Consider the following 18,497-nt stretch of genomic DNA (forward strand, 5'->3'; position numbering starts at 1 on the left):
TGCAGGGCAAAAAAAAATCGGCCACCAGGGCCGATTTTTTATATTGCGGTGTCGGATTATTCAGCCGACTGCGGACGCGTAGGACCCGCCGTGGCGGTATGCGTTGCGCTATGACCGCCCGCTGAGCCTTTACCTTCGAAATCGAAGGATGGGCGAACCCAATCGCTCTGGCGTGGTGCATCCGGCACGTAGTCTGGCGCAGGTGCACGAGTCATTGGTGCTGTAGCATGCTTGACCGCAACTTTAGCAACCGTGACTGGCGCAGGTGCTTCAACAACAGGCGTTGGCGCAACCACCGGCGTTTCTTCTACCGGAGCTTCCACCACAGGTGCTGGTGCCGCGACCGGTGCTTCTTCTGCAACCGGCGCTTCAACGACCGGGGCAGGTGTGGCAACTGGCGCTTCTGCAACCGGTGCTTCAACGACTGGGGCTGGTGCCGCAGCTGGCGCTTCTTCAATCGCCGCTTCGACGACAGGCGTTGATTCAACGACCGGTTCAACTACCGTCGCTTCCGCTTTCACCTCTTCAACCTGAACGTCTACGGTTTGTGCCGCAGGTTGTTCATCCACAGTCGTTTCAGCCACTACCGGTGCAGGCGTTTCTTCCTGAACTGGGGCAGCGTCCTGGACTTCAGGCTGTGCAATCACTTCTGGCTGTACTGGCGCTTCGGCTGCTGCGGCAATTGGCGCAACGGCTTCAGTGACTACAGGCTGTTCAATCACTTCCTGCTCGACCGGTGCATCAACAACGGCCTGATCCTGTACCTGAGCAATCGGGTATTGGATCCACACTTTACCTGAAGCCAGTTCCGGTGATGCGCAGGCGAACGTCAGCGGCATCGGTGACTGGGTTGGGTAACGCTCGTCACGATAGCGACGACGACGCTGGCCGCTAACGCGCAGGTGGCGCGGAGAACGACGGGAACGACGCGGCATACCGTTGTTATCACGTGCTTCACCGTTTTCATCGTGCTCAGGCTGAACTGGAGCCTCAACGACGGCTGGCAGGTCAACTTTTGCCAGTGTAGTGGTACGTGGTGCTTCGGTCTGCGGTTCTTCTGGCGCGAATTCGCGAGCGGCGGTCTGCTCTGCGGTTTCGATACGCACTTTCTGCGACAGCTGACGCGGCTTACGGCGCGGCATATTCTGTACGCGATCTTCAGGCGCGGCTTCCTGAGCGACGACAACTTCTTCGCGGCTCTGTGGTTTCGCTTCCTGTGGCGTCTGACGCTTATCATCACTGCGGCGACGGTTACGTTCGCGACGTGACTGCTGCTGATCGTCACGCGACTTCGCTTTTTCGCTGTCATCAACAACGGCAGCGTTCTGCTGGCGGTTTTCACGCACCTCAGAAGACTGCTGCGGTTTTTCACGGCGGTTGCGACGGTTGTCCTCGCGACCTTCGCGGCCTTCAGTATTCTCGTTACGCTCGTTGCGGTCATTACGATCGCCACGGTCATTGCGGTCGTTACGACGATCGCTGCGATCGTTGCGGTCATTACGGTCGCGACGGTTGTTCTGACGCGGTTTGCGACGATCTTGCTGACGGTCTGGTTTAGCTTCAGGTTGCTTCTCAGGCTCGGCTGCAACCGGCTTTTCCGGGGTACCGGCAAACAGGTTTTTCAGCGCGGCGAAGAAACGAGAGATAAGGCCCGGTTCCGACGGTGCAGCGGCAGCGGCTTTTACTTTCGGCGCAGCTGCGGTTGCGCTTTCAGCGGTAGCCGTTGGCGGTACTTCAGGCATCACGAAGGTAGCCAGCGCAGGCTGCTCAGGAATCTTACGCTCGGCGACTTCATCGTCTACCGGCAGCGCCATCTCTTCTTCATGCAGCTTCGGCAGCAGATAGCTCAGCGTAGTGGTTTCTTCACCTTTACGCACGCGCAGGACGGAGTAGTGTGGCGTTTCCATCTGATCGTTTGGCACGATGATGCAGCGCACGTCGGTCTGGCGAGCTTCGATAGCAGTTACCGCGGCACGTTTTTCGTTCAGCAGGTAAGAGGCAATCGGCACAGGCACAATCGCATGAACTTCTTTGGTGTTCTCTTTGAGCGCTTCTTCTTCAATCAGACGCAGAATAGACAGCGACAGTGATTCGTTGTCACGCACGGTGCCGGTGCCGGAGCAGCGTGGGCAGACGTGATGGCTGGATTCACCCAGTGAAGGACTAAGACGCTGACGAGACATTTCCAGCAGACCAAAGCGAGAGATATGGCTAATCTGGATACGCGCACGGTCCTGACGTACCGCTTCACGCAGACGGTTTTCAACCGCGCGCTGGTGACGGACTGGCGTCATGTCGATGAAGTCGATAACAATCAGGCCGCCGAGGTCACGAAGACGCAGCTGGCGAGCGATTTCATCGGCCGCTTCAAGGTTGGTGTTAAACGCGGTCTCTTCGATATCGCCGCCGCGAGTGGCTCGAGCGGAGTTGATATCAATGGCGGTCAGCGCTTCGGTGCTATCGATAACGATAGAGCCACCGGACGGCAGACGGACTTCACGCTGGAAGGCGGATTCAATCTGCGATTCAATCTGGTAATGGCTGAACAGCGGAATTTCACCGGTGTACAGTTTAATTTTGCTGCTGAAATCCGGGCGACCCAGTGCGGCAATGTGCTGACGCGCCATTTCCATCACTTTCGGGTTATCAATCAGGATTTCACCAATGTCCTGGCGCAGGTAGTCACGGAAAGCACGAACGATAACGTTGCTCTCCTGGTGAATCAGGAACGGAGCAGGGCGGCTTTCAGCGGCTTTCTGGATGGCTTCCCAGTGCTTCATGCGGAAGCTCAGATCCCACTGCAACGCTTCGGCTGATTTGCCGACGCCTGCGGTACGGACGATTAAGCCCATGCCGTCTGGCAGTTCGAGACTGGCCAGCGCTTCTTTGAGTTCAGTACGATCGTCACCTTCGATGCGACGAGAGATACCGCCGGCACGTGGGTTGTTTGGCATCAATACCAGATAGCTGCCTGCCAGGCTGATAAAGGTTGTCAGCGCCGCGCCTTTGTTGCCGCGTTCTTCTTTATCAATCTGTACGATAACTTCCTGACCTTCACGCAGCACGTCTTTGATATTTGGACGGCCATGCGAGTTGTAATGGGCAGGGAAGTATTCGCGAGCAATTTCTTTTAGGGGGAGGAAACCATGACGTTCGGCGCCGTAATCAACAAATGCGGCTTCGAGACTTGGTTCAATACGGGTAATTTTGCCTTTGTAGATGTTCGCTTTTTTCTGTTCGTGTCCTGGGCTTTCAATATCCAGATCGTACAGACGCTGCCCATCAACGAGGGCGACACGCAACTCTTCCTGCTGAGTTGCGTTGATTAACATTCTTTTCATCGTAACTTACTCATTATTCTTACATTGACGACTAAGCTGCGAGCAGAGTAATGCCTTTCCGGGGTAAACCGATGGCCTCGTGACTATTCACGTCGCCAACCTCACGGTTGTCGCTCGTTTAAGAGGCGCAGAGTGTCGGTAGCCTGTGTTTCAAACGGAACCACAGTGCAATTATTTGGGGAACAACCTGGGATAACTCTCCAGAGAAGATTCCAGTTATACTCGTCATCTTTTAGAGAACAGATGTCCTGGCGTCTTACTTACGTAAGCACGGGAATATCCCGCTTCGCTTTCTGTCTATACGCTAAAAATCGTACAGTATACGTACCGGTAAGGACTGCAACCCGCAGCCCGCTAACTGTTTGAGCGATCAATACGTCTTACGCCATTGCTGCGTGGATGATCAAACAAACAAAATGGGTCTTTCCGTAATTATCCTTGTTATTCCAGGTTCAACACGGAAAACAGCTTCATTATTCCTTGCTAACCTGGTTATAGCAAGATGACTTTCACCTTTTATCACCCGGTTACTCACAGTTTCTTCACCAGCCCGGTGAGATTGTTCTAATAACAAACAACTCGCGGAGCAAAGCACCAGGAGAAAACCGATTATGCTAAATATAAGCATATAAAAATGAGTGGCGCTATTGAGCGGGGATAATTAGAATCGCGCACCATGAAAACTGAGACTCCGACCGTAAAAATGATTGCCATTAGCGCTGATGAAGCCGGGCAACGAATTGACAACTTTTTGCGCACCCAGCTTAAGGGCGTGCCAAAGAGTATGATTTACCGCATCCTGCGCAAAGGTGAAGTGCGGGTGAATAAGAAGCGCGTCAAGCCAGAGTACAAACTTGAAGATGGCGATCAGGTACGCGTGCCGCCGGTGCGTGTCGCTGAGCGTGAAGAAGACGCGGTTTCGCCACATCTGCAAAAAGTGGCCGCATTGAGCGACGTTATCCTCTATGAGGACGACCATATCCTGGTGCTTAATAAACCATCGGGTACGGCGGTTCACGGTGGCAGCGGGTTAAGCTTTGGCGTGATTGAAGGACTTCGCGCGTTACGCCCTGAGGCCCGCTTCCTCGAACTGGTTCACCGTCTTGACCGTGACACTTCCGGTGTATTACTGGTAGCGAAGAAGCGTTCAGCGCTGCGTTCCCTGCATGAGCAGCTGCGTGAGAAGGGGATGCAAAAAGATTATCTGGCGCTGGTGCGTGGACAGTGGCAGTCGCATGTGAAAAGCGTGCAGGCGCCTTTGCTGAAGAATATTTTGCAAAGCGGTGAACGCATTGTGCGCGTCAGTCAGGAAGGCAAACCGTCTGAAACCCGCTTCAAGGTGGAAGAGCGTTATACCCATGCGACTCTTGTGCGCTGTAGCCCGGTGACCGGACGTACGCACCAGATTCGTGTGCATACGCTGCATGCGGGGCATCCGATTGCGTTTGACGACCGTTATGGCGATCGTGAGTTTGATAAGCAGCTGGCCGGTACGGGGCTTAACCGTCTCTTCCTGCACGCCGCCGCGCTGAAGTTCACCCATCCGGGTACCGGAGAGGTGATGCGCGTTGAAGCCCCGATGGACAATGTGCTCAAACGTTGTTTGCAGGCGCTGCGTAACCAGAAGTAAAGCATAAGACCGGTAGCCCGGACGAAGCGTTTACGCTGACTCCGGGAGGTACGGTGTGAAATGCGACATCGTATCTCCCCGGCGGCGCTGCGCTTGGCCGGGCTACAGGGCTTTATCCCACCACACAACCCCTTCATTATGCTGCTGATAAAAAAGTGACCCGGTCAGGGCCAACTTTTTGTCTGGCATCTCCGGTACGAATCCGGGAAAACGTTCAATCCAGCAGGGGATTGAGATTCTCACGGCGTAGCATTTTGCACAGCGCAATCAATGGCAAACCGACCAGCGTATTCGGATCGCGCCCCTCAAGGCGGTCAAACAGCGCGATGCCCAATCCTTCGCTTTTAAAGCTCCCGGCGCAGTTTAGTGGGCTCTCTTTGCGGATGTAGACGTTAATTTCCTGCTCGCTCAGATGACGGAAATGGACATCGAACGGTTCGCATTCGGTTTGCAACTGCCCGTTTGCGGAATTATACAGCGCCAGTCCGGTATAAAAGGTCACCACGTTACCGCTGGCCTTTTTTAATTGCAGACGCGCATTCTCTTCAGTGTGAGGCTTGCCGGTTATTTCACCATCCAGCACGCAAACTTGATCGGAACCAATAATAAGATGGTGCGGGTAGCGGTGGGCCAGCGCCTGGGCTTTCGCCTGCGCCAGACGCAGTACCAGACTGCGCGGAGTTTCACCGGGCAGCGGCAGTTCATGAACCTCAGGGGCTGCGCACTCAAAAGACAGTTCAAGCTTCTCTAACAGCTGTTTGCGATAGGGAGAAGTGGAGGCAAGAATCAATTCAGGCATAATTTTTCAACGAGAGTGTAGCGAATTAGATTCCGACATTTTAAACTATAGGCCGCAATGTGTGCGAATAATTGGCAAAAGGCAACCTGAGGCTGCCTTTTTCTTTGACTCTATGACGCTACAAAGTTAATATGCGCGCCCTATGCAAAACGTAAAATTACCCCTGACTCTCGATCCGGTTCGCACGGCTCAAAAACGCCTTGATTATACGGGTATCTATACCCGCGATCAGGTAGAGCGTGTTGCCGCGTCCGTAGTCAGTGTGGATACCGATGTGGAATGCGAGATGTCCTTCGCCATCGATAACCAACGTCTCGCGGTTATTACCGGTGATGCGAAGGTGACGGTGTCGCTGGAATGTCAGCGTTGCGGAAAATCGTTTACCCATCATGTCCACACAACGTATTGTTTCAGTCCGGTCAAAAATGATGACCAGGTTGAAGCACTCCCGGAAGCGTATGAGCCGATTGAGGTTAACGAATTCGGTGAAATCGATCTGCTGGCGTTGGTTGAAGATGAAATCATCCTCGCCTTGCCGGTAGTTCCGGTGCATGATTCTGAACACTGTGAAGTGTCCGAGGCGGACATGGTCTTTGGTGAATTGCCTGAAGAGGCACAGAAGCCAAATCCATTTGCCGTATTAGCCAGCTTAAAGCAAAAGTAATTGAGGAGTAAGGTCCATGGCCGTACAACAGAATAAACCAACCCGTTCCAAACGTGGCATGCGTCGTTCCCATGACGCTCTGACCGCAGCCAACTTGTCTGTAGACAAAACTTCTGGCGAGAAACACCTGCGTCACCACATCACTGCCGACGGTTTCTACCGTGGCCGTAAGGTCATCGCTAAGTAATCACGCGATGCTCTTGTCAATTACCTCTCGTGGGTGAAAGACAAAAGCCATAGCGTGGTGAAGCTTAGTGAGGCATTTCCCCGGGCAACTGGGGAAACACCAAACCAAGCGGCGACGATACCTTGACACGTCTAACCCTGGCGTTAGATGTCATGGGGGGCGATTTTGGCCCTTCCGTGACAGTGCCTGCAGCATTGCAGGCACTGGATTCTAATTCGCAACTCTCACTTCTTTTAGTCGGTAATCCCGACGACATTACGCCATTACTCGCCAAAGCTGACTTTGAACAACGTTCGCGTTTGCAGATAATTCCTGCCCAGTCGGTTATTGCCAGTGATGAACGGCCCTCGCATGCGATTCGCCATAGTCGCGGAAGCTCAATGCGTGTGGCGCTAGAAATGGTGAAAGAAGGGCGGGCTGAAGCTTGCGTCAGTGCCGGAAATACCGGCGCATTGATGGGGCTGGCTAAATTATTGCTCAAACCGATTAAGGGGATTGAGCGCCCGGCGCTGGTGACGGTGTTACCGCATCAGCAAAAGGGCAAAACGGTGGTGCTGGATCTCGGTGCCAACGTGGATTGTGACAGTACCATGCTGGTGCAGTTTGCCGTCATGGGGTCGGTGATGGCAGAAGAAGTGCTGGAGATTGCGAACCCGCGCGTCGCGCTGCTCAACATTGGCGAAGAAGAAATTAAAGGGCATGACAGTATCCGCGATGCTTCTTTAGTGCTAAAAACAATCACCTCCCTCAACTATATCGGCTATCTTGAAGCCAACGAACTGTTGACGGGGAAAACCGATGTTCTGGTTTGCGATGGCTTTACAGGTAACGTCACCTTAAAGACGATGGAAGGGGTTGTCAGAGTGTTCCTTTCGCTGCTGAAATCACAGAGCGAGGGTAAAAAAAGGTCGTGGTGGCTCATTTTATTAAAGCGTTGGTTACAAAAAAGCCTCACAAGGCGATTTAGTCACCTCAACCCCGACCAGTATAATGGCGCCTGTCTGTTAGGATTGCGCGGCACGGTGATAAAGAGTCATGGTGCGGCTAATCAGCGGGCCTTTACGGTCGCAATTGAACAGGCAGTACAAGCAGTGCAGCGACAAGTTCCCAAGAGAATTGCCGCTCGCCTGGAATCCGTATACCCCGCAGGATTTGACGCGCCTGAGGCCAGCGAATAAGGCCAGTTTCAGGACGTTGAGTTGGGCGGCTATATTAGCGAAAAGTGACTGAGCGTACATGCATACGAAGATTATTGGTACCGGCAGCTACCTGCCTGAGCAGGTGCGGACTAATGCCGATCTGGAAAAAATGGTTGATACCTCCGACGAGTGGATTGTCTCCCGTACAGGTATCCGTGAGCGCCGTATTGCTGGCCCTGATGAGTCCGTGTCTACGCTGGGTTACGAAGCGGCTAAGCGCGCGCTGGAAATGGCGGGCATTGAAGCCAGTGAACTGGGCCTGATTGTGGTTGCGACCACTTCCGCCACCCATGCTTTCCCAAGTGCAGCATGCCAGATTCAAAATATGCTCGGCGTGAAAGGCGCTCCGGCGTTTGATGTCGCCGCTGCCTGTGCTGGCTTTACCTATGCGCTAAGCGTTGCCGACCAGTATGTGAAATCCGGTGCGGTGAAATATGCGCTGGTTGTCGGTGCAGATACGCTGGCGCGCACCTGCGATCCTACCGATCGCGGCACGATCATCATCTTTGGTGACGGTGCGGGTGCGGTGGTACTGGGCGCATCTGAAGAGCAGGGGATCATCTCTACCCATCTGCACGCCGACGGTAGCTATGGCAAGCTGTTGACGCTGCCAAACGCTGACCGCGTGAATCCAGATAACTCCATCTATCTGACGATGGCCGGTAACGAAGTCTTCAAAGTTGCCGTTACTGAGCTTGCGCACATCGTTGATGAAACGCTTGAGGCGAACAACCTCGATCGTTCAGAGCTGGACTGGCTGGTGCCGCATCAGGCGAATTTACGTATTATCAGCGCCACAGCGAAGAAGCTCGGCATGTCGATGGACAACGTGGTGGTGACGCTTGACCGTCACGGCAACACCTCGGCTGCTTCCGTACCTTGCGCGTTTGACGAAGCCGTCCGCGATGGCCGTATCAAACGCGGTCAACTGGTACTGTTAGAGGCATTCGGTGGTGGTTTCACCTGGGGCTCGGCGCTGGTTCGTTTCTAAGTATAAGGATAAAAAACATGACGCAATTCGCATTTGTGTTCCCAGGACAAGGTTCCCAGACGGTTGGGATGTTGTCTGAACTGGCAGCAACCTATCCGGTGATTGAAGAAACTTTTCATGAAGCCTCTGCGGCGCTGGGTTACGATCTCTGGGCGTTGACTCAGCAGGGCCCGGCTGAAGAGTTAAACAAAACCTGGCAGACTCAACCGGCACTCCTGACCGCCTCCGTTGCGCTGTACCGTTTGTGGCAGCAGCAGGGCGGTAAAGCACCAGCCATGCTTGCAGGTCATAGCCTGGGCGAATATTCTGCGCTGGTTTGCGCCAATGTTATCGCGTTTGCTGATGCCGTACGTCTGGTTGAAATGCGCGGTAAATTCATGCAGGAAGCGGTACCAGAAGGCACCGGCGGCATGTCTGCTATCATCGGCCTTGACGATGCTTCCATCGCGAAAGCCTGTGAAGAATCTGCTGAAGGCCAGGTCGTTTCTCCGGTCAACTTCAACTCGCCAGGCCAGGTGGTTATTGCCGGTCATAAAGAAGCGGTTGAACGTGCGGGCGCCGCCTGTAAAGCAGCGGGTGCAAAACGTGCGCTGCCACTGCCGGTGAGCGTACCTTCCCACTGCGCGCTGATGAAGCCTGCGGCGGACAAACTGGCCGTTGAGCTGCAAAAAATCACCTTTAACGCGCCGACCATTCCGGTTGTGAACAACGTCGACGTGAAGTGCGAAACCGATGCAGACGCGATTCGCGATGCCTTAGTTCGTCAGCTGTACAGCCCAGTTCAGTGGACCAAAACCGTTGAGTTTATGGCGTCCCAGGGCGTTGAGCACCTGTATGAAGTTGGCCCGGGTAAAGTCCTCACCGGTTTGACCAAACGTATTGTAGATACCCTGACGGCATCGGCGATTAACGAGCCGGCTGCGCTGTCAGCGGCACTTGCGCAATAAAAGAGGATAGCATGAGCTTTGAAGGTAAAATTGCACTGGTAACGGGTGCAAGTCGCGGTATTGGCCGCGCAATCGCTGAAACACTCGCCGCACGCGGCGCGACGGTTATTGGCACCGCGACCAGTGAAAATGGCGCGCAGGCTATTAGCGATTATCTGGGTGCGAAGGGTAAAGGTCTGATGTTGAATGTGACTGACCCGGCATCTATTGAATCTGTTCTGGAAAAAATTCGTGCGGAATTTGGTGAAGTCGACATTCTGGTCAATAATGCTGGGATTACTCGTGATAACCTGTTAATGCGCATGAAAGATGAAGAGTGGAACGATATCCTCGAAACCAACCTTTCATCTGTTTTCCGTCTGTCAAAAGCGGTAATGCGCGCTATGATGAAAAAGCGTCATGGACGTATTATCACTGTTGGTTCTGTGGTTGGTACCATGGGAAATGCGGGTCAGGCTAACTACGCTGCGGCGAAAGCGGGTCTGATCGGCTTCAGTAAATCACTGGCGCGTGAAATTGCGTCACGCGGTATTACTGTAAACGTAGTTGCTCCGGGTTTTATTGAAACGGACATGACGCGTGCGCTGACTGATGAGCAGCGTGCGGGTACTTTGGCGGCAGTTCCTGCGGGGCGCCTCGGCTCTCCAAATGAAATCGCCAGTGCGGTTGCATTTTTGGCTTCCGACGAAGCAAGTTACATCACGGGTGAAACGTTGCACGTTAACGGCGGGATGTATATGGTCTGACCGTGTTTTGCACAAAGTGCTCAGACAACGGGCAATCTCCGTATGTCTGAGCATGATTAGTGCAAAATCATTTGCGTTATGAGGGCAAACACCCGCAAAATAGCGCAAAATCGTGGTATGACCTGCCGGGATTTAGTTGCAAATTTTTCAACATTTTATACACTACGAAAACCATCGCGAAAGCGAGTTTTGATAGGAAATTTAAGAGTATGAGCACTATCGAAGAACGCGTTAAGAAAATCATCGGCGAACAGCTGGGCGTTAAGCAGGAAGAAGTGACCAACAATGCTTCCTTCGTTGAAGACCTGGGCGCAGATTCTCTTGACACCGTTGAGCTGGTAATGGCTCTGGAAGAAGAGTTTGATACTGAGATTCCGGACGAAGAAGCTGAGAAAATCACCACCGTTCAGGCTGCCATTGATTACATCAACGGTCACCAGGCGTAAGTGAACATCTCCAGGCGGTCATTCGACCGCCTGAGTTTTATCTTTTTGTCCCACAAGCATCTATTTTAATCCCTCCCTGGAGGACAAACGTGTCTAAGCGTCGTGTAGTTGTGACCGGACTGGGCATGTTGTCTCCTGTCGGCAATACCGTAGAGTCTACCTGGAAAGCTCTCCTTGCCGGTCAGAGTGGCATCAGCCTGATCGACCATTTCGATACTAGCGCCTATGCAACGAAATTTGCTGGCTTAGTAAAGGATTTTAACTGTGATGACATTATCTCGCGCAAAGAACAGCGCAAGATGGATGCCTTCATTCAATATGGAATTGTCGCTGGCGCCCAGGCCATGCAGGATTCTGGCCTCGAAATTACGGAAGAGAACGCTCATCGTATTGGCGCCGCTATCGGCTCCGGTATTGGCGGTCTGGGTCTTATCGAAGAAAACCATGCCTCACTGGTCAATGGTGGACCGCGTAAGATTAGCCCGTTCTTTGTTCCGTCGACGATTGTTAACATGGTGGCCGGTCATCTGACCATTATGTTTGGTTTACGTGGCCCGAGCATCTCCATCGCGACCGCCTGTACCTCTGGTGTGCATAACATCGGTCAGGCCGCGCGTATGATCGCCTATGGCGATGCAGATGCGATGGTTGCCGGTGGCGCAGAAAAAGCCAGCACCCCGCTGGGTGTCGGTGGCTTTGGCGCGGCACGCGCACTGTCTACACGCAACGATAACCCGCAGGCGGCGAGCCGTCCGTGGGATAAAGATCGTGATGGCTTTGTGCTGGGTGACGGCGCGGGCATGGTTGTACTCGAAGAGTACGAACACGCTAAAAAACGTGGCGCAAAAATTTATGCTGAAGTCGTGGGCTTCGGTATGAGTAGCGATGCGTATCATATGACTTCACCACCGGAAAACGGTGCAGGTGCAGCGCTGGCGATGGTTAACGCCATTCGTGACGCGGGTATTGATGTGGGCCAGATTGGCTACGTGAATGCTCACGGTACCTCTACGCCAGCAGGCGATAAAGCAGAAGCACAGGCCGTTAAGTCTGTCTTCGGCGACGCTGCAAGCCGTGTGATGGTCAGCTCCACTAAGTCAATGACCGGCCACCTGCTGGGTGCTGCGGGTGCAGTAGAATCTATCTACTCTATCCTGGCACTGCGCGATCAGGCCGTACCGCCAACCATCAACCTGGATAACCCAGATGAAGGTTGTGACCTGGACTTCGTGCCTCATGAGGCGCGTCAGGTTAGCGGCATGGAGTACACGCTGTGTAACTCCTTCGGCTTCGGCGGCACTAACGGTTCACTGATCTTTAAAAAGGTCTGAGTCGGCTTGTCGGGAAATGCTGAGCCGTTAAGCGTCAGTTGACCGATAATGTGGTTGTATAAAAAACCGGAAACGCTTACCCGTTTCCGGTTTTTTTATGCAAATTGGCAAGACTCAGAAAAACGTGGAGCGCTTAGCCCCACGTGGATATTATTGATAGGTAAAGGTGAATTGTACGGTTGTGTTAAATTCGCCGGCCGTCACCGATCCGGTTGGCGTATACAACCGGGCAGAGAGCGGGAAGGTGGCGCTCCGATTAACGGTATCGACCGCTATCGCCAGCGACCCGAGCGGTTGAATTTCCGTAAGATGATCGCGCGTCATGATCTGTAGCGCCATACCCGTCGCATCACCATTCGTATTAGCAAACTTCGTCGGATCGTCGTTATCGGCATTACCGCTGGTGGTGGCCGTGACTTGGGTCGTCGATGGCGGGCAGGATGATAGGGTTAACGAAAAATCCTGCCATTCGCTGGTTGCCCCAGGCGTTTTGTAGTTCACCGCCCGTGCTTGTTCAAACTTTACTGTCTGAATAAGACTTCCTGCATCAACCGTACAGGCTGAGGCCACGACGGTGCCGCGAAGATCAATGTCGGTAGCGTGAGCGCTGCTACCGAGAATAAGCATCACACTCGCGAGCGTTGGGATAAGTTTGCGTACCCGTATTGTCATCATGCCCGTCCTCAATTACTGGTAGGTAAAGGTCGCTTGTACCTGGCCGATAATGCTGCCTGGCATGACGTTTCCTTTGGAAACCGCACGCGCCCGCATTGCCAGATTGTAGGCATGCGTGTTGGGGATGGCGACGTTGTTCAGCGCCGTGCCGTTACTTAGCGTGGTTGCACCATCGGCAGTGGTCAGCTCCAGCGATAGATTCGTGGCGGTGCCGGTATTTTTGTAGTTGGCAGGCACATCGCTATCCGCGTCGCCGCTGAACGTTACGCTAAAGCTGCTGGTTGATGCCGGGCAACTGGTGAGCGCGAGGGTAAAATCACTCCAGCTGGTCAAGCTGCCTGAGGCGGCGAGAGAGTCCGCCTGGATCGTGTCGCCGAGTTTGACCTGCAACGATGACTGGCTGCCATTCACCACGCAGGGTGACGCCACGACGGTACCGTTAATATCGATATTGACCGAGTTGGCGGAACATAAACTTGAGAACAAACTTCCACACGCCAGAATCATTACCGACAATTTTTTTCCATTATTCATTTTCATCTTCAATCCTAAAGAGTTAGTTATAGGTAATCTCAAGCTGAATGGTCGATTTTACATTTCCGGCCGTGACGTTGTTTTCATCATAAATATAGTAACCGATTTTATAACCCGGCAGATCGTAGTTACCTGAGCCGTTATAATTTTCAAGATCATGCGTACCGTTTGCCATGGCTGGGCTACCATCTGCATTTTGCAATTGAATATAAACATTTTTTGCATAGCCATCGCCGGTTACGGTTTTTATTATGCCATTGCTTGCGTCTTGTGTTCCGTAAGTGGCTTTGAAAGCATATTTAATTCCTGAAATTGCACCCGGGCAATTTGTTAATGTCATCGTCGGGATATCAATAGCTTCCTGGGCGCCAGAGGTCAATTTATTACCATACAGGGTTGGTAGAGTAATCGTTGACGGCGCATTAATAGTACAGCTTGTCATTTTAGGCTGCGACGATATACCAGACAGCGCCAGAAATGAGATGTCAGGGTAACCGCTGCCCGTAGGGTTATGGTAATTCAACGTGACGTCAGGAGCTTGGGTAATTGCTCCCGCAGGGACATTTTCAGTGAGACGCACAAGCATGTATTTCACATGCATATAGCCACTTCCACTCGTAGTGGTCGTGAAGGTTATTTTATTGGGCAACTCCCAGGCATACTGAGGCGTAGTCGCGGATGGCGGATCGTAGTTGACTTGATAGGCGATGCCGATGCCCGGATTATTGGTGGCGTAAATTGTCGCCCCCTTGCTATTAATACCCACAGCGGTTCCGTTAACGGTAATATCCGCCCACGCACTGCTTGTGCTCGGAACGACACTCACTTGATATGAACCGCCGTCATCGTACCAGGTTTCACCGTTTACCGCTGACGGAATATTCCACAGGGAAAGATTGTATTTAAGCGTCTTCTGCGTTGCCGAATTAGTATTAAGAAAAGAAGCCTGCGCAGAGAAGGGGAGCAGTGCTTCCCCGGCAAGAATAAATAATGCAATGATTGTCTTTTTATTCATCCTGAATATTCCACTTATGCTCATCTATCGAGAATTAACGACAGGTTGCGCGGGTAGTAATCATGCCGCTGGTTGGGTTATTCTCAGCGAGGTTAAACGTGACGCGGCAGGTTTGATTTGCGGCATTACCCCACTTCGCCATGAGTTCGCCGCGCTCAGGCATCCCGGTGATATAGGCCTGACCGCCGTCGCCGACAATAACGCTGCTGCTATTGTCACCGCCATCAACGGTAACCATGGCACCAAATGGCACGTCTTCGCCTGATGGGCGTGTGAGCGTCATTAGCACACGTTTACCAATATGCGTATCAAAGTGTGCTCTGACGACAGCCCCGCGCGTTGGGGTGACCGTTTTGGCAGAAAGGGTGACATCGGCATCTTCAGGCAGCATTTCGGTATCCAGTGAAATGGTGTTTTCGCGATATGGCGTGATGTAAGGCACGATGGTATAGCCGCGGAAATCGGTGCTGACGCCGGTCTGGTTACTGATGTCGACGCCGCTGGCACCAGGGGCTTCCACCAATGCGGATGTTTCACCCAACTGCTGGCTTAAGGTCACACCGTTGGCATGCGCGATGATGCCGCCGTTGATACCGTAGTTGACTCTGCGCTGATCGTGGTCATAGCCATAGGCCGCGTTCATGCGCGCGTAAGAGCCCTGGTAATCGAGGCTGGCATTACCGCCGGTACCTTCTCCGTGGTTGGTTTTACTTTCCTGTACGCTCCAGTTCAGGTTTTGATTTTCAAGCGCAGAACCGTTTAGGCCGACCGTATGGCTGGTATTCCCCTGTTTGCTGGTGCTAAGGCCATAGCTCGCCCAACTGTTGTTAAGCCAGCGATCCAGCGGAACGTTGATACTCAGCGAGAACACCTGATCTTCGCTGTAGACTACGTCGTTATCCCGGGCGCTGGTTGTATTGCGGTTATAGCTGTAGTTCACGCTCCAGGTTATGCCATTCCAGCTATTGCTATAGCCCGCGCCGATTGAGCGCATATTGCGGTCGCTATTCCAGTAATCTTCGCTGATGGCGTTCAGGGAGAGGGAGCCTGCGCTTTCCCCAAGGTTCTGGTTCAGCAGTAACTCAGCGCGATTACGACGACGTTCCATCGTGTCCAGTTGGTTGTCATCACGCCAGGTATCGAGTACTTCCGATAGCGTGTAATACCCGGACGTTGAATAGCGGTAGCCCGAAATCGAAATATTAGTGCCGGTCGTGAGGATGTTTTTGCTGTAGCGAACGCGTACTGACTGGCCGCTCTCTTTATCCTGCTCTTTTTGCGTTGACCATGCCTGGGTCGCATCGACGGATACTGCCCCCAGACCGCCAAAGTTTTTACCCACACCCGCCAGTACAGACTGGTAGTGTTGGGAGAATTGTCCGCCGCCATAGAGGGTAAATCCGGCGGGCAGGCCATAGATGGCGGTACCCTGGGTAAAATATTCTTTATCTACGGCGCTGTCGTAAGAGCGATACTGGCCGCTGGTCAGGCTGTATTTCAGGCGCCCTTCACGTTGTAAGACGGGGAGGGAAGCGAAAGGGACGATTTGATGCTGTTCGCTGCCATCGGCTTCTTTAATGGTCACGTCAAGATCGCCACTGCTCCCGGTCGGGAACATATCATTGATTTCAAACGCCCCCGGAGAAACGTAGGTCTGGTAAATGGTGTAGCCATTTTGCTTCACAATGACCTGGGCGTTGGTGCGCGCGATACCGCGAACTACCGGAGCGTAACCGCGCAGGCTATCCGGCAGCATGTCGTCGTCAGAGGCCAGCTGAGCGCCGCGGAACGGTACGCTATCAAACATATCCGACGGTGAGTTGCTTTCACCGAGGGTCAGCTGGCTTTTAAGGGCAATAATATTGCGCTGGGCGTAGGTATAGGCCGAATCCCAGTTATCCTGAGTATTGTTGCCCGTGGTGTCTCGCGACCAGGTGCTGTAATTGCGCACGCGCCAGGCGCCGATATTGAGTCCTGGTTGTAGGTTCAGATAGTAGCTGTCGGAATCCTGAGAACCGTTGCGTCGCGCTTCGGTATTGCCGCCGGTAAAGTTGTAGTTAAGCAGCAGGGCATTGATGCCTTCATCAAGTCTTTCCGGCGCAACATAACCCCGGGCGACCGTATTGATAGCCGCCTGAGGAATACTGAGCTCAAGCTGCTGTTTATTGAAGATAAGTTTGCTGCTGGCCTGCGGAATCACCGCCAGATTGGCACATTGACCATGACTGGCTAACTGAGGAAATTGTTCCGTGCGGATGCCAAACGATGCCAGCATTTCAATGCTCAGGCAAGGCTGAAGCGTCTCATTGCCCAATGCATCTTTTTGCATCGAAAATTCAATGTCATAGGTGCCAAGTGAGCTTTTATTCACCAGCACGTCCACGCGATAGGTGCCTGGCATCTGACCGACGCCATCTTCGAAGGCACTCAGATCGGTTAGATCGGTACTCGGCCCATCAATACCTAACATGGCCGGGTTGAAATATTCGCGTGCAAACGCCGGGTTAAGCACTGGCAACGCACACTGTAATGCGATAAAACAGGCCAGTTTTGTTAATGATCTTTTATTTTTATTCACGTCTTTCATTCCGCGATCCTTACGGAGATTTAGGGCGCAAGCGACTACTGGCGGGTTTGATGGACATCACCAGCGGCACCGTAGTCATTGATAATTTTCCAGCTAATGTCGCCCGATGCATTCGCAGGGACGGTAAAGGTTGCGCTGGACATTGGCGCAACATAGGTCGCGTCTTGCACTCTACTGCTGCCGACTTTTACTTCGCTGAAGTTCATGTAATAGGCCGTCGGGTTACTGACGGTCAGTTTTTGCCCACTGCGTACCCAGCTCAGCTTGTCGGTGAGTTTTTCCGGGATATCGGTCAGTGTTTTTGGCCGATAAATGAGTTTGATACGGGTTTTAACGGCGATCTGTAATGTGTTAACGTTTTCTTGTTTTTCTGTTGCTGGAATAGTCTTTATATTCATCCAGAATAATGATTCGCGATCGTCTGGTAAGTTTCCGCCTGCACGAATAATACGTAACTTGTTCTCTTCAGTACCGCCTAAGCGGAAAAGAGGAGGTGTGACAATGAAAGGTACTTTATTATTTTTATTTTCGCCTTCATCAATCCAGGATTGAATAAGATATGAATAATTATCAGGGTTTTTGACGCTGATCGACGTCTCTTTTTTTTCTTCACTATATATAATGCGAGTGCCGCCAACGATAACGCCCGCATGCGCTGCCGCCATCGATAAACAAAATGTCGTGGCGATTAGTGTATTCACTAATTTCATTTGGTTAACCTCAAAAAAGTAAAACCGGAAGACCCGGCTTTACTTATAGCCAAAAGCGGGAATTAATCGTATTACGATTAATTGTATGTCATTGTAAAGTTAACGGTACCGTTGGCTTTACCTGATTTCACGCTCGCCGTTGTTGCGACATACTGTGCGCTAAAGACCATAGTTGCCGTACCTGCAGAGGTGTCAATAGTAGCTGGTTTAGATTCTGTAGACAGCGGCAGAGCGCTACCGTCGCCGTTTAGCAGCTGAATTGCCACGCCTTCGGCCACATCAGTGCCGCCTGCATCGGTCAGTTGCAGATAGTCGTTATTCACGGTATCAGGCGTACCGCTATATTTAACCACAACAGGTTTGCCTTTCAGGTCGTCAGGGCAACCCGTTAATTTCAGGCTAAATGTCGTATTTGCTGCTACTGCACCCGCAGTGGCCAGCGATGCTTTGGCGACATCACCTAATTTAACTGTCTGTGGAGAAGTCAGTGAGCTATCTACCTGGCAACCGGCTTCAATAATATTACCGGTAAAATCTACTTTTCCATCTTCTGCGAGCACAGAGGAGGCCATTCCTAAAGTGGTCAGGAAGGCAACTGCAGCCAGTTTTCCTTTCATGGGTATTATCCTTTTTGAAATATATGGGTTTTTCTGGAAAACAAATACATGTGGCTCCACCGTCGGAAATAGACAGTG

The 18,497-nt window shown here is 52.5% G+C and carries 17 protein-coding genes; 9 read left to right on the forward strand and 8 right to left on the reverse strand.

Annotated elements, in window-relative coordinates; all coding sequences use genetic code 11:
- Positions 1-56: 56 nt before the first annotated feature.
- On the reverse strand, positions 57-3,341 hold the full coding sequence (gene rne / locus ACIPDS_RS01720) for a ribonuclease E (protein ID WP_400732149.1): 3,285 nt from the start codon (positions 3,339-3,341) through the stop codon (positions 57-59).
- A gap of 676 nt (positions 3,342-4,017) precedes the next feature.
- Between rne and rluC the strand changes: the two genes are divergently transcribed.
- Complete coding sequence (rluC, locus tag ACIPDS_RS01725; RefSeq protein WP_166514232.1) at positions 4,018-4,971, forward strand: 23S rRNA pseudouridine(955/2504/2580) synthase RluC; 954 nt, start codon at positions 4,018-4,020, stop codon at positions 4,969-4,971.
- Positions 4,972-5,185: 214 nt separating this feature from the next.
- On the opposite strand, the gene ACIPDS_RS01730 is transcribed toward rluC, so the two are convergent.
- Positions 5,186-5,770, reverse strand: a complete 585-nt coding sequence (locus ACIPDS_RS01730; protein ID WP_400732150.1) for a Maf family protein — start codon at positions 5,768-5,770, stop codon at positions 5,186-5,188.
- A gap of 142 nt (positions 5,771-5,912) precedes the next feature.
- Between ACIPDS_RS01730 and yceD the strand changes: the two genes are divergently transcribed.
- The 8 genes from yceD (at position 5,913) to fabF (ending at position 12,281) form a co-directional block, all read left to right on the forward strand.
- A complete protein-coding gene (gene yceD / locus ACIPDS_RS01735) occupies positions 5,913-6,434 on the forward strand; it encodes a 23S rRNA accumulation protein YceD (RefSeq protein WP_166514230.1) in 522 nt (173 codons plus the stop codon).
- 16 nt (positions 6,435-6,450) lie between these two features.
- Positions 6,451-6,621 carry a 50S ribosomal protein L32 gene (rpmF, locus tag ACIPDS_RS01740; protein WP_052284447.1) on the forward strand — a complete coding sequence of 57 codons (171 nt, stop codon included), beginning with the start codon at positions 6,451-6,453 and terminating at the stop codon, positions 6,619-6,621.
- Between the two features lie 122 nt (positions 6,622-6,743).
- A complete protein-coding gene (plsX, locus tag ACIPDS_RS01745) occupies positions 6,744-7,799 on the forward strand; it encodes a phosphate acyltransferase PlsX (RefSeq protein ID WP_400732151.1) in 1,056 nt (351 codons plus the stop codon).
- Between the two features lie 58 nt (positions 7,800-7,857).
- Entirely contained in the window at positions 7,858-8,811 is a 954-nt protein-coding gene (locus tag ACIPDS_RS01750; protein ID WP_166514228.1) for a beta-ketoacyl-ACP synthase III, read from the forward strand.
- Positions 8,812-8,828: 17 nt separating this feature from the next.
- Complete coding sequence (fabD, locus tag ACIPDS_RS01755; RefSeq protein ID WP_166514227.1) at positions 8,829-9,758, forward strand: ACP S-malonyltransferase; 930 nt, start codon at positions 8,829-8,831, stop codon at positions 9,756-9,758.
- 11 nt (positions 9,759-9,769) lie between these two features.
- Positions 9,770-10,504 (forward strand): 3-oxoacyl-ACP reductase FabG, encoded by a 735-nt coding sequence (fabG, locus tag ACIPDS_RS01760; protein ID WP_166514226.1) that lies wholly within the window; start codon positions 9,770-9,772, stop codon positions 10,502-10,504.
- Between the two features lie 209 nt (positions 10,505-10,713).
- Positions 10,714-10,950, forward strand: a complete 237-nt coding sequence (gene acpP, locus ACIPDS_RS01765) for an acyl carrier protein (RefSeq protein WP_000103754.1) — start codon at positions 10,714-10,716, stop codon at positions 10,948-10,950.
- 89 nt (positions 10,951-11,039) lie between these two features.
- A complete protein-coding gene (gene fabF / locus ACIPDS_RS01770; protein WP_166514225.1) occupies positions 11,040-12,281 on the forward strand; it encodes a beta-ketoacyl-ACP synthase II in 1,242 nt (413 codons plus the stop codon).
- 150 nt (positions 12,282-12,431) lie between these two features.
- On the opposite strand, the gene ACIPDS_RS01775 is transcribed toward fabF, so the two are convergent.
- From ACIPDS_RS01775 to ACIPDS_RS01800, 6 genes are all read right to left on the reverse strand, one after another.
- Entirely contained in the window at positions 12,432-12,956 is a 525-nt protein-coding gene (locus tag ACIPDS_RS01775; protein ID WP_400732159.1) for a fimbrial protein, read from the reverse strand.
- 12 nt (positions 12,957-12,968) lie between these two features.
- The gene (locus ACIPDS_RS01780; protein WP_400732160.1) at positions 12,969-13,496 is read right to left on the reverse strand and encodes a fimbrial protein; all 528 of its coding nucleotides are present in this window, start codon (positions 13,494-13,496) and stop codon (positions 12,969-12,971) included.
- 16 nt (positions 13,497-13,512) lie between these two features.
- Positions 13,513-14,505: a fimbrial protein gene (locus ACIPDS_RS01785; protein ID WP_400732161.1), complete on the reverse strand. Its 993-nt coding sequence runs from the start codon at positions 14,503-14,505 to the stop codon at positions 13,513-13,515.
- A gap of 34 nt (positions 14,506-14,539) precedes the next feature.
- Positions 14,540-17,092: a fimbria/pilus outer membrane usher protein gene (locus ACIPDS_RS01790; RefSeq protein WP_400732162.1), complete on the reverse strand. Its 2,553-nt coding sequence runs from the start codon at positions 17,090-17,092 to the stop codon at positions 14,540-14,542.
- A gap of 35 nt (positions 17,093-17,127) precedes the next feature.
- The gene (locus tag ACIPDS_RS01795; RefSeq protein WP_400732163.1) at positions 17,128-17,802 is read right to left on the reverse strand and encodes a molecular chaperone; all 675 of its coding nucleotides are present in this window, start codon (positions 17,800-17,802) and stop codon (positions 17,128-17,130) included.
- Between the two features lie 77 nt (positions 17,803-17,879).
- Complete coding sequence (locus ACIPDS_RS01800; RefSeq protein ID WP_400732165.1) at positions 17,880-18,419, reverse strand: fimbrial protein; 540 nt, start codon at positions 18,417-18,419, stop codon at positions 17,880-17,882.
- Positions 18,420-18,497: the final 78 nt, after the last annotated feature.

It is taken from the genome of Kluyvera sp. NPDC087067 (assembly GCF_044745165.1).
GTDB lineage: Bacteria > Pseudomonadota > Gammaproteobacteria > Enterobacterales > Enterobacteriaceae > Kluyvera.

What these genes read in the sequence shown, in the direction of transcription:
- ACIPDS_RS01775 (WP_400732159.1), bottom strand. Translation starts at nt 12,956, where the DNA reads ATGATGACAATACGGGTACGCAAACTTATCCCAACGCTCGCGAGTGTG.
- rpmF (WP_052284447.1), top strand. Translation starts at nt 6,451, where the DNA reads ATGGCCGTACAACAGAATAAACCAACCCGTTCCAAACGTGGCATGCGT.
- yceD (WP_166514230.1), top strand. Translation starts at nt 5,913, where the DNA reads ATGCAAAACGTAAAATTACCCCTGACTCTCGATCCGGTTCGCACGGCT.
- rluC (WP_166514232.1), top strand. Translation starts at nt 4,018, where the DNA reads ATGAAAACTGAGACTCCGACCGTAAAAATGATTGCCATTAGCGCTGAT.
- acpP (WP_000103754.1), top strand. Translation starts at nt 10,714, where the DNA reads ATGAGCACTATCGAAGAACGCGTTAAGAAAATCATCGGCGAACAGCTG.
- ACIPDS_RS01800 (WP_400732165.1), bottom strand. Translation starts at nt 18,419, where the DNA reads ATGAAAGGAAAACTGGCTGCAGTTGCCTTCCTGACCACTTTAGGAATG.
- ACIPDS_RS01795 (WP_400732163.1), bottom strand. Translation starts at nt 17,802, where the DNA reads ATGAAATTAGTGAATACACTAATCGCCACGACATTTTGTTTATCGATG.
- ACIPDS_RS01780 (WP_400732160.1), bottom strand. Translation starts at nt 13,496, where the DNA reads ATGAAAATGAATAATGGAAAAAAATTGTCGGTAATGATTCTGGCGTGT.
- ACIPDS_RS01785 (WP_400732161.1), bottom strand. Translation starts at nt 14,505, where the DNA reads ATGAATAAAAAGACAATCATTGCATTATTTATTCTTGCCGGGGAAGCA.
- ACIPDS_RS01730 (WP_400732150.1), bottom strand. Translation starts at nt 5,770, where the DNA reads ATGCCTGAATTGATTCTTGCCTCCACTTCTCCCTATCGCAAACAGCTG.
- fabD (WP_166514227.1), top strand. Translation starts at nt 8,829, where the DNA reads ATGACGCAATTCGCATTTGTGTTCCCAGGACAAGGTTCCCAGACGGTT.
- fabG (WP_166514226.1), top strand. Translation starts at nt 9,770, where the DNA reads ATGAGCTTTGAAGGTAAAATTGCACTGGTAACGGGTGCAAGTCGCGGT.
- ACIPDS_RS01750 (WP_166514228.1), top strand. Translation starts at nt 7,858, where the DNA reads ATGCATACGAAGATTATTGGTACCGGCAGCTACCTGCCTGAGCAGGTG.
- ACIPDS_RS01790 (WP_400732162.1), bottom strand. Translation starts at nt 17,092, where the DNA reads ATGAAAGACGTGAATAAAAATAAAAGATCATTAACAAAACTGGCCTGT.
- rne (WP_400732149.1), bottom strand. Translation starts at nt 3,341, where the DNA reads ATGAAAAGAATGTTAATCAACGCAACTCAGCAGGAAGAGTTGCGTGTC.